Source organism: uncultured Amnibacterium sp. (genome assembly GCF_964244015.1).
GTDB lineage: Bacteria > Actinomycetota > Actinomycetes > Actinomycetales > Microbacteriaceae > Amnibacterium.
On the sequence record NZ_CAXTHO010000112.1, the window covers coordinates 1 to 9,798 of the forward strand.

General features: G+C 69.8%; 10 protein-coding genes and 1 tRNA gene. 3 read left to right on the forward strand and 8 right to left on the reverse strand.

The window, feature by feature from the left end; translation table 11 throughout:
- On the reverse strand, window positions 1–224 hold a 224-nt coding region (locus ACFE67_RS11995; protein ID WP_375407111.1), incomplete at its 3' end, for a S1 RNA-binding domain-containing protein.
- 394 nt (window positions 225–618) lie between these two features.
- On the opposite strand from ACFE67_RS11995, the gene ACFE67_RS12000 reads away from it, so the two are divergent.
- Window positions 619–1,440 (forward strand): class II glutamine amidotransferase, encoded by an 822-nt coding sequence (locus tag ACFE67_RS12000; protein ID WP_375407112.1) that lies wholly within the window; start codon window positions 619–621, stop codon window positions 1,438–1,440.
- Window positions 1,441–1,529: 89 nt separating this feature from the next.
- On the opposite strand, the gene ACFE67_RS12005 is transcribed toward ACFE67_RS12000, so the two are convergent.
- The 5 genes from ACFE67_RS12005 to polA all read right to left on the reverse strand — a co-directional run bounded on the left by ACFE67_RS12005 (window position 1,530) and on the right by polA (window position 6,759).
- Window positions 1,530–1,799, reverse strand: a complete 270-nt coding sequence (locus tag ACFE67_RS12005; protein ID WP_375407113.1) for an HPr family phosphocarrier protein — start codon at window positions 1,797–1,799, stop codon at window positions 1,530–1,532.
- 35 nt (window positions 1,800–1,834) lie between these two features.
- On the reverse strand, window positions 1,835–2,293 hold the full coding sequence (locus ACFE67_RS12010) for a PTS sugar transporter subunit IIA (protein ID WP_375407114.1): 459 nt from the start codon (window positions 2,291–2,293) through the stop codon (window positions 1,835–1,837).
- A gap of 2 nt (window positions 2,294–2,295) precedes the next feature.
- Complete coding sequence (locus tag ACFE67_RS12015) at window positions 2,296–2,604, reverse strand: PTS lactose transporter subunit IIB (RefSeq protein WP_375407115.1); 309 nt, start codon at window positions 2,602–2,604, stop codon at window positions 2,296–2,298.
- 104 nt (window positions 2,605–2,708) lie between these two features.
- The gene (locus tag ACFE67_RS12020) at window positions 2,709–3,950 is read right to left on the reverse strand and encodes a PTS transporter subunit EIIC (protein WP_375407116.1); all 1,242 of its coding nucleotides are present in this window, start codon (window positions 3,948–3,950) and stop codon (window positions 2,709–2,711) included.
- A 133-nt stretch (window positions 3,951–4,083) separates the two neighbouring features.
- Window positions 4,084–6,759 (reverse strand): DNA polymerase I, encoded by a 2,676-nt coding sequence (gene polA, locus ACFE67_RS12025; RefSeq protein ID WP_375407117.1) that lies wholly within the window; start codon window positions 6,757–6,759, stop codon window positions 4,084–4,086.
- A gap of 54 nt (window positions 6,760–6,813) precedes the next feature.
- On the opposite strand from polA, the gene ACFE67_RS12030 reads away from it, so the two are divergent.
- Window positions 6,814–7,239 carry a PaaI family thioesterase gene (locus ACFE67_RS12030; RefSeq protein ID WP_375407120.1) on the forward strand — a complete coding sequence of 142 codons (426 nt, stop codon included), beginning with the start codon at window positions 6,814–6,816 and terminating at the stop codon, window positions 7,237–7,239.
- 131 nt (window positions 7,240–7,370) lie between these two features.
- Here ACFE67_RS12030 and ACFE67_RS12035 read toward each other — a convergent pair whose 3' ends face one another.
- Window positions 7,371–7,973: an ANTAR domain-containing response regulator gene (locus tag ACFE67_RS12035; protein WP_375407118.1), complete on the reverse strand. Its 603-nt coding sequence runs from the start codon at window positions 7,971–7,973 to the stop codon at window positions 7,371–7,373.
- Between the two features lie 30 nt (window positions 7,974–8,003).
- On the opposite strand from ACFE67_RS12035, the gene ACFE67_RS12040 reads away from it, so the two are divergent.
- A tRNA-Leu gene (locus ACFE67_RS12040) sits at window positions 8,004–8,086 on the forward strand.
- Between the two features lie 128 nt (window positions 8,087–8,214).
- On the opposite strand, the gene pyk is transcribed toward ACFE67_RS12040, so the two are convergent.
- Window positions 8,215–9,663: a pyruvate kinase gene (gene pyk / locus ACFE67_RS12045; RefSeq protein WP_375407119.1), complete on the reverse strand. Its 1,449-nt coding sequence runs from the start codon at window positions 9,661–9,663 to the stop codon at window positions 8,215–8,217.
- Window positions 9,664–9,798: the final 135 nt, after the last annotated feature.

Below are 9,798 nucleotides of genomic sequence, written 5' to 3' on the forward strand. Positions count from 1 at the left end.
TCGTGCTTGATCGACAGCTCGCGCGAGGGGATGACGCCCTCGGTCTTGTAGCCGACGTCGAGGAGGACCTCGTCGCGGTCGATCTTGACGACGGTGCCCTCGATGAGGTCGCCGTCGTTGAAGAACTTGAGGGTCAGCTCGACCGCGGCCAGGAAGTCTTCAGCGGATCCGATGTCATTGATCGCGACCTGCTTGGGGGCCGAGGCGGTCGGTGTGAGAGTCATAGAGATGGTGTGGTGGTTTCTTCGTGTCGGGTCACGACGTGCCGGACGGCCGCCGCGGCGTGCGGATGGAGTTGTGGCGGGCGCCTGAGGCGGCCGTGCGGCCGGTGCCCGTGGACACGGACGAGCGAGATGTCGTCGTACCCCTCGCGACCCGCGGCAGCGAAGCCGCGGACGCGATCCCACAGCCTACCCGCATTCCCCCGACCGCGGGACGGCGGGGCTCCGCCTCCTCATCGCGGCCCGGCGGCGAGCGGAGGAACGGATTCCGCGCGGGCGATGCAGCGGATCGCGTGCCGTGACACGCTCGAAACAGGGCGGGGCGTAGCCTCACCGCAGAAGCTCGCCGGCGTCGAGGAAGTCGCTGGTCCCCGTACCGACGTGCTCTGGAGGCGACATGTGCCGACTGCTCGGCTCCGTCTCCCCCGCGCCCGCCACGGTCGAGGCCGTGCTCGGCGCCGGGCAGCAGCAGGTCTTCACCGACATGGCGAGGCTCCACCGGGACGGCTGGGGCACGGCGTGGCTGGACTCCTCGGGCCGGGTCCGCCGGCACGTGCGGCCGACCTCCGGCATCGGCGATCCCGAACTTGCGGACACCCTCGCCGGCGGCCCCTCCACCGCCCGCATCGTGCACCTCCGGCTCGCGACCCGGGGCCTCGCGTGCTCCACCGAGAACACGCACCCCTTCCTCGCGGACGGCATGGCGTTCGCGCACAACGGGTCGCTGGAACCGACCGGCCCGATCGAGCGCCTGATCGGACCCGAGCAGCTCGCCGCGCTCGAGGGCACCACGGACAGCGAGCGCTACCTCGCGGCGGTCCGCACCCTCGTCGCCAAAGGTGCCACGGTGTTCGAGGCGCTCGTCGAGACGGTCGCGTCGCTGCGGGTCGCGTACCCGAACCGCAGCTTGAACGCGCTGCTGCTGACGAGCACCGAGCTGCTCGTCGTGCACGCGAGCGAGAACGTGCCGATCCCCCTCGGCGTCTTCGCCGCGAGCGGCATCCCGCTCGAGCGCCTCCCGCGGCACCACGTCGACGCCTACTACCTGATGCGGACCCGGAGGGGCGAGGACGGCTCCGTCCAGTTCGCGTCGAGCGGCCTCGACATCGCCGGCTGGGAGCCGGTGCCCGCCGAGACGGTCACGCGCGTGGATCTGTCGACGCTCGCGACACAGACGGTGTCCCTCGCGGACGCGAGTCCCTCCCGCCTCGTCGCCTAGCACTCCAGCAGGCCAGCAGCACGTCGGCAGGCCAGGAACGGTCGTTCCGGCCTGCCGAGGTGCAGACAGCCTGCTGAAGTGCTTCCGCGCTACTCCTTGTCGAGGTCGGTCGACAGCAGATCGACCAGGGAGTCGAGCGCGGCATCGGCGCCGTCGCCGTCCGCGGACAGGGTGACCTCCTCGCCGTGGCCGATCCCCAGCGACAGGATGCCGAGGATGCTGGCGGCGTTGACGCTCTTGCCCGCCTTGGTGGTGAGCGTGACGGGCACGCCCGCCTTCGCCGCGGCCTGGCTGAACAAGGATGCGGGCCGGGCGTGCAGGCCGACGCTCGATGCGATGGAAACGGTTCGCTCAGTCATGGTGCTCCTTGCTGTGGTGGAGGGCTTGGCCCGGGTCAGTCGTCATCGTCGTCGCTGGGCGTGAGCAGGGTGTAGACCTGCTCGGCGCTCGTCGCGGAGCGCAGCTGCTCGGCCTTCTCGGGGTCGAGGAGGATCTCCGCCAGCTGCGAGAGCAGCGCGATGTGGCCGCCGCCCGCCGCCGCGATGCCGACGCACACGGAGACCGCGTTGCCTCCCCAGTCGACGCCTTCGGGGAACCGGAGGACGACGATGGCGTCGTGCTGGACCGACTCCTTACCCGCGAGCGTGCCGTGCGGGATGGCGACGCCTTCGCCGACGAAGGTGGACACGGTGTTCTCGCGCTGGATCATCGCGTCGACGTACGACTCGTCGACCGCGCCGGCCTCGACGAGTGCGGCACCGCACTGCCGGACGGCGTCGAACCGGTCGACGGCCGTGCGATCGAGGCGGATGGAGTCCTCCGCGAGGAGGGCGGTGAGGGCGGTGTCCGGCATCGTCAGACCTCGACCGTCGAGCCGTCCAGGATCGCCTTGACGATCTGCGCGACCTTCGGGTCGCCAAGGAACAGCTGGAACGGGACGACGGGCACATCCGGAACGACCCCCCGTGCGCGATCGGCGAGGCCCGCCTGCGTGACGACGACGTCGGCATCCTTCGGGATGCTGGCGACCGGTGAGTGCTCGACGACGACGCCGGTCTTCTTGAGCTGCTTCTTCAGCTGACCGGCCAGCATGACGCTGCTGCCCATGCCTGCGTCGCAAGCGACGATCAGCTTCTTGATGCTGGATCCATCGATCGTGGTCATACGGATGTGCTCCTTCGCTCGGGTCCGAGTGGACCCTACTTGACTGTGCTGCAACACAGACAGGGCGGGGGCAATGCCCCCGCCCTGCGTGATGAGAAACCGGGTCAGGCGCCGGCGACCGCCGTCTTCCGACCCTTGTTGGCCGCGTTGCGGGCGTTCGCCTCGTCGAGGTCCATCGCGACCTTCTCGCTGCGACCGAAACCGAGCAGAGCCGAGCCTGCACCGAACGAGAACAGCGCCGCGATGATCACGCCGAGGAGGTTCGGCAGCAGCGTGCTCGGTGCCGAGACCAGCACGTAGGCGATGATCGACCCGGGCGAAGCAGCCGCGAGAAGACCGCCACCGAAGAGCACGAACGACAGCACACCGGCTGCACCGCCGATGATGGCGGCGATCACGAGGATCGGCTTCATCAGCACGTACGGGAAGTAGATCTCGTGGATGCCGCCGAGGAAGTGCACGATCATCGCGGACGGGACCGTCGGACGGACCGCGCGCGGACCGAACAGCAGCATCGCGGCGAGGATACCCAGGCCGGGGCCGGGGTTCGATTCGATCATGAACAGGATCGAGGTGCCGCCGCCGGTGCCGGCCTGCTGCACACCGAGGGGCACGAGCACGCCGTTGCCGATCGCGTTGTTCAGGAACAGCACCTTCGCGGGCTCGACGATGATCGACGCCAGTGGCAGGAGGCGGGACTCGACGAGCGTGTTGACGATCGCGCCGAGGCCACCGTTGATGAAGTTGATGATCGGGCCGAGGAGGTAGATGCCGACGATGGCCATCGCGCCGCCGATGATGCCGGCGGAGAAGTTGTCGACGAGCATCTCGAAGCCGCTGGCCAGCTTGCCGTCGACGATGCGGTCCCACAGCTTGAGGACGACCGCCGCGAGCGGACCCATGATCAGGCCGGCGAGGAAGTTCGGGCCGAGGCCCGTGATGTCCTTCGGCGCGGTGAGGCCGTCCGTGAACGGCGGGACGAGGCCGAGCGCCACGGGCGCCACGATGGCACCCATGGTGGCGATGGCGCCGACGACCGCGCCGCGCTGACCGTGGACCTGACGGCCACCGGTGTAGCCGATCAGGATCGGCAGCAGGAAGACGATGATCGGCCCGACGACGGTGCTGACCGTCGCCGCGAACGGCACGACGTCCTTCGCGCCGATGGCGCCGGTGCCGCGGGCGATGAGGTTGATCCACCCGTTGGGGATGGTGATCGCGGTGATGAGGCCCCAGGCGATGAACGCCCCGAGGTTCGGCATGATCATGCCGGCGAGGAAGGCGCCGAAGCGCTGGATCGCCGCGCGCGGGCCTGTGCCCGTGACGGTCGGCGTGAATGCGGACATTGTCCTTGTTACCCCTTTGTAGCGAGTCCAGTGGTCAGGTGCAGCGGGTTCTCAGTGGTCCGACGACGCGGACTTCCTGCATCCAAGCCTCAAACGTTGTGAGTGTCAACCGCGGCGCGGCAGCCGTTCCGCCTCAGTGCGCGGCGACGTCCCAATCGTGACCTGTGCCGACCTGGACCTCGAGCGGGACGCGGAGCGATGCGGCGTCGCGCATGCGGGTCTCGACGATGTCGGCGAGCTCGTCGGCCTCGCCCGGCGCGACCTCCAGCACGAGCTCGTCGTGCACCTGCAGCAGGAGGCGGGACCGCAGGTCGCGCTCGGCCAGATCGCTGCCCACGCCGATCATCGCGATCTTCATGATGTCGGCGGCGGCGCCCTGGATCGGAGCGTTCAGCGCCGCGCGCTCCGCGTTGCCGCGGAGGACCCGGTTCGCGCTGTTCAGGTCGGGGAAGGGGCGCCGGCGCCCGAAGATCGTCTCGGTGTAGCCCGCGACCCTGGCCTGCTCGACGACGTCCCTGAGGTAGTCGCGCACGCCGCCGAAGCGCTCGAAGTAGCCCTGCATCAGGTCCTCCGCTTCGCGACGGTCGATCCGCAGCTGCTGCGACAGGCCGAAGGCCGACAGCCCGTAGGCGAGCCCGTACGACATCGCCTTCACCTTCGTCCGCATGAACGGGGTGACGTCGGCGGGGTCGACCCCGAACACCCGGGAGCCGACGAACCGGTGCAGGTCCTCGCCCGAGTTGAACGCCTCGATGAGCCCGGCGTCCTCGGAGAGGTGGGCCATGATCCGCATCTCGATCTGGGAGTAGTCGGCCGTGAGCAGGTTCGGGTAGCCCTCTCCCGCGATGAAGGCGCCGCGGATCCGCTTCCCCTCCTCGGCCCGGATCGGGATGTTCTGCAGGTTCGGGTCGTTCGACGAGATGCGGCCGGTCGTCGTGCCGGTCTGCACGTAGGTCGTGTGGATGCGGCCGTCGTCGGCGATGCCGCGCTGCAGCGTCTCGATGATCTGCCGGAGCTTCGACGCGTCGCGGTGCTGCAGCAGCACGTCGAGGAAGGGGTGCGGGTTCGTCGCCTGCAGGTCGGCGAGCGCGTCGGCGTCGGTGGAGTAGCCGGTCTTCGTCTTCCTGGTGCCGCGCATGCCGAGCTCGCCGAACAGCACCTCCTGCAGCTGCTTCGGGGAGCCGAGGTTGAGCTCGTGGCCCACGATCGAGTACGCCTCGTCGGCGAGCTCGGCGATGCGCGTCGACAGCTCGGTGTTCAGCGCGTCGAGGGCGAGCGCATCGACGGCGACGCCCGCGGTCTCCATGCGGGCGAGCACCTCGAGGGTCGGCAGCTCGATGTCGACGAGCACCTCGAGGGTCTTCGCGTCGAGCCCCTCCCGCAGCACGTGAGCCGAGCGGAGGACGTACCAGGCGTGCGTCGGTGCGGGGCTGCCGCCGCCGACGTCGGGGACCAGCTGGTTCGGGTCCGCCTCGGGCAGGCGCTCCTGCAGGTACCGGTCGACGATCTGCGCGAGGGTCTTCTCCTGGCCGCTCGGGCGCAGCAGCCAGCCCGCGAGCAGGGTGTCGAAGACGACGCCGCGCAGCACGAGCCCGCTCGCGAGCAGCGCCTTCGTCTGCGTCTTCGCATCATGCAACTGCTTCGGAGCGGCGGGGTCGGCGAGCCAGCGCTCGATCGGCGCGTAGTCGGCCCGGCCCGGCTGCCACGACAGGTCGACGGTCTCGTCGGGCGCGGCGACGCCGATCGAGACGACCTTCCCGCCCTGCGTCTCGACCTGGAGCCCGAGCCCCTGAGGGTTGGCGGCACCGACCCGGTCGAGCCACCGCTGCAGCTCCTCATCGAGCAGCAGCTGCGGTGCGGGAGCCGGCGCGGCGGCATCCGCGTCGGCGTCCGCCTCCGGAGCGGACCCTGACACCCCGCCGCCCTCGAGCTTCAGGACGCGGTCCAGCAGGGTGCGGAACTCGAGGCGCTTGAAGACGGCGCGCACCGCGTCCTCGTCGATCGGCCGGCGGACGAGATCGCCGGGCGCCACCGGCAGCTCGACGTCGGTCAGCAGCCGGTTGAGCCGCCGGTTGCGCGCCGCGTTCTCCCACTGCTCGCGCAGCTTGTCGCCCACGACGCCCTTGACCTCGGCTCGATGCTCGAGCAGGTTCTCGAGCGAGCCGTACTGCGTGATCCATTTGACGGCGGTCTTCTCGCCGACCTTGTCGATGCCGGCGAGGTTGTCGCTCGTCTCCCCGACGAGCGCCGCGATCTCGGGGTACTGGTGCGGCTCGATGCCGTACCGCTCCTTCACCTTCGCCACGTCGTAGCGGGTGAGTTCGGAGACGCCCCGCACCGACGGGTAGAGCAGTGTCACGTCGTCGTTGACCAGCTGGATCGAGTCCCGGTCGCCGGAGACGACGAGGACCTCGTAGCCCTGCTCGCGACCCTGCACGGAGAGCGTCGCGAGGATGTCGTCGGCCTCGAAGTCCTCCTTGGTGACGGTGGGGATGTTCATCGCCGCCAGCGCCTCCTGCAGCAGCGGGATCTGGCCCTTGAACTCGGGCGGGGTCTCGTTGCGGGTGCCCTTGTACTCGGGGTACTCACGGTTGCGGAAGGAGAACCGGGAGATGTCGAACGCGACGGCGAGGTGGCTCGGGCGCTCGTTCTGCAGCAGGAGCAGCAGCATCGACAGGAAGCCGTGGATCGCGTTCGTGTGCTGGCCGTCGGAGGTGCTGAAGCTGTCGACCGGGAGGGCGTAGAACGCTCGGAACGCGAGCGAGTGCCCGTCGACCACGAGCAGCGTGGGCTTCGACGCGTCGGGCATGATGCCAGCGTAGTGAGCGCCTCCGACGCTCCCCCGATGCCCCTGGAGGCACGCATGCAGGTACCCGACGGGCTCGATCCCGAGCTGATGGAGCGCCTCGTGGCCACGCGGGGCGGCGAGCTCGCCGTGAGGATGGAGATCGACTTCCTCGAGCTGTCAGCCGCCCACTCCGTGGCTCGCATGCCGGTGGAGGGGAACCGCCAGGTCGTCGGGCTGCTGCACGGCGGCGCGCACGTGGTGCTCGGCGAGAGCCTCGGCAGCATCTCCTCCGCGATCCACGCGGGCCGTGGGCGCTACGCCGTCGGGATCGAGATCAACGCGACCCACAGCCGTTCGGCGACCGAGGGATTCGTGACGGCGACCTGCGACGCGCTGGTGCTGGGCGGCACGCTCTGCACCCACGAGATCGTGATCCGCGACGACGCCGGCGAGCGCCTGTCGACGGTCCGCATGACGAACCTCCTCCGCGACGCCCGCTGAGGGTCCTCGCGTGAGCACGTCAGCAGGCTGTGCACTCTTCGGCAGGCCCGAACGGGCCCCACAGCCTGCTGAAGCGGATGCGGCCTGCTGGAGTGCTGCCGCGCGAACCGCGGCCCTGCTGCTTGGCGGCCTTACTTCTTGGCGGCGCTGAGCTGCTCGATGACCGCGGCGGCGACGTCGTGCATCGTCAGGCGGCGGTCCATCGAGGCCTTCTGGATCCAGCGGAACGCCTCCGGCTCGGACAGACCCATCTTCTCGTTCAGAAGGCCCTTCGCGCGGTCGACCAGCTTGCGGGTCTCGAAGCGCTCGACCATGTCGGCGACCTCGGACTCGAGCGCGACGATCTGCGCGTACCTGGCGAGGGCGATCTCGATCGCGGGCAGCAGATCGGCCGGGGTGAAGGGCTTCACGACGTAGGCGAGCGCACCCGCCTCGCTCGCCTGCTCGACGAGCTCCTTCTGGCTGAACGCGGTGAGCAGCACGACCGGCGCGATGTGGTTCTTGGTCAGCCGCTCGGCCGCCTTGATCCCGTCGAGCTGGGGCATGCGGACGTCCATCACGACCAGGTCGGGGCGGAGCTCGGTCGCGAGCTGGACGGCGGTCTCGCCGTCGCCGGCCTCACCCACGACATCGAAGCCGTTGTCCCGCAGGATCTCCACGATGTCGAGACGGATCAGGGATTCGTCCTCGGCGACGACGACGCGGCGAGGCGCGTTGGATCCGATCTCAGCCACGTCGAGAGCCTAGGGTATTGACGCACGCCGGCCGGTGTGGCGGAACGGCAGACGCGGCGCACTCAAAATGCGCTGTCCGTGAGGACGTGTGGGTTCGAGTCCCACCACCGGTACGCGACGAGGACGACCACCTCGGCCGTGGTCGTCCCTGCTTCGGGAACCTGCGCCGCGGCTGCCGACCGGTGCGCGTTCAGCGCTCCGGCGCGGCCTCGGATCCGCTCGCGGATCCGAGGCGATCGATTCAGATGAAGCGGGCGTAGGCGGGCGCCGCTCCGCCGATCGCGTCGCCCATCACGTGCACGCGCATGTCGTTCGTCGAGCCGGTGATCCCGGGAGGGCTCCCGGCGATCACGACGACCTTGTCGCCGCGGTTCACGCGGTCGATGCCGAGCAGCACGTCGTCGACCTGGTGCATCAGCTCGTCCGTGGTCGTGACGCGCGGCACGAGGAAGGTCTCCACGCCCCAGCTGAGCGCGAGGCGCGAGCGGATGCCGGGCTCCGGCGTGAAGGCCAGCACGGGGATCTTCGACCGGAGGCGCACCATGCGGCGGACCGAGTCGCCCGACTCGGTGAACACGCAGAGGAACTTCGCTCCGACGAAGTCGGCGACCTCGGCGGCCGCGAGGGTGATCGCGCCGCCCTGGGTGCGCGGCTTCGTGCCGAGCGGCAGGATCCGATCCAGCCCGTGGTCCTCCGTCGACGTCACGATGCGCGCCATCGTCGACACGGTGACGACGGGGTACTCCCCCACGCTCGTCTCGCCGGAGAGCATCACGGCGTCGGCGCCGTCGAGCACCGCATTCGCGACGTCGGAGGTCTCCGCGCGGGTCGGGACGGGCGAGGAGATCATCGACTCGAGCATCTGCGTCGCGACGATGACCGGCTTCGCGAGCCGGCGGGCGATCTCGCACGCCTGCTTCTGCACGATCGGCACCTGCTCGAGCGGCAGCTCGACACCGAGGTCGCCACGGGCCACCATGACCCCGTCGAAGCTGTCGATGATCGCCTCGAGGTGCTCGACCGCCTGCGGCTTCTCGATCTTCGCGATGACCGGCACGCGCCGGCCGACCTCGTCCATGATCTCGTGCACGCGGGTCAGGTCGTCGGGGCTGCGGACGAAGGACAACGCGATCAGGTCGGCGCCGAGCGCGAGGCCCCACTTCAGGTCGGCCTCGTCCTTGTCGGACAGCGCGGGCACGTTCACCGCGACCCCGGGCAGGTTGATGCCCTTGTTGTTCGAGACGGTGCCGGCGACGACGACGCGGGTGCGCACGCGGACACCGTCGGTGTCGATGACCTGGATCCGGACCTTGCCGTCGTCGATCAGGAGGAAGTCGCCGGCCTTCACGTCTTGCGGAAGACCCTTGAAGGTGGTGCCGACCAGCTCTTTCGTGCCGAGCACGTCCTCGATGGTGATGGTGAAGACGTCGCCCTCGGCCAGCTCGTGCGGGCCGTCGGCGAAGCGGCCGAGGCGGATCTTCGGTCCCTGCAGGTCGACGAGCACCGCGACGGCCCGGCCGGACGCGTCGGCCGCCTCCCGGACGTTCCGGTAGACGCCCTCGTGGACCTCGTAGCTGCCGTGGCTCAGGTTCATCCTGCACACGTCGACCCCGGCGTCGATGACGGCCCGGATGTTCTCCAGGCTCGACGTGGCGGGGCCGAGCGTGGCGACGATCTTGGCGCGTCTCATGCGGTGGGGTTCCAGCTTTCGCGGTTCGGCGGATGGTGCGGTTCGAGGCTAGCCGCATGGTGCGGACGGGGACGAACGGGGGGTCAGACGGTCATCGCCCGATCGGTGGGGCGCACCGGAGCGGGCAGCTCGGTC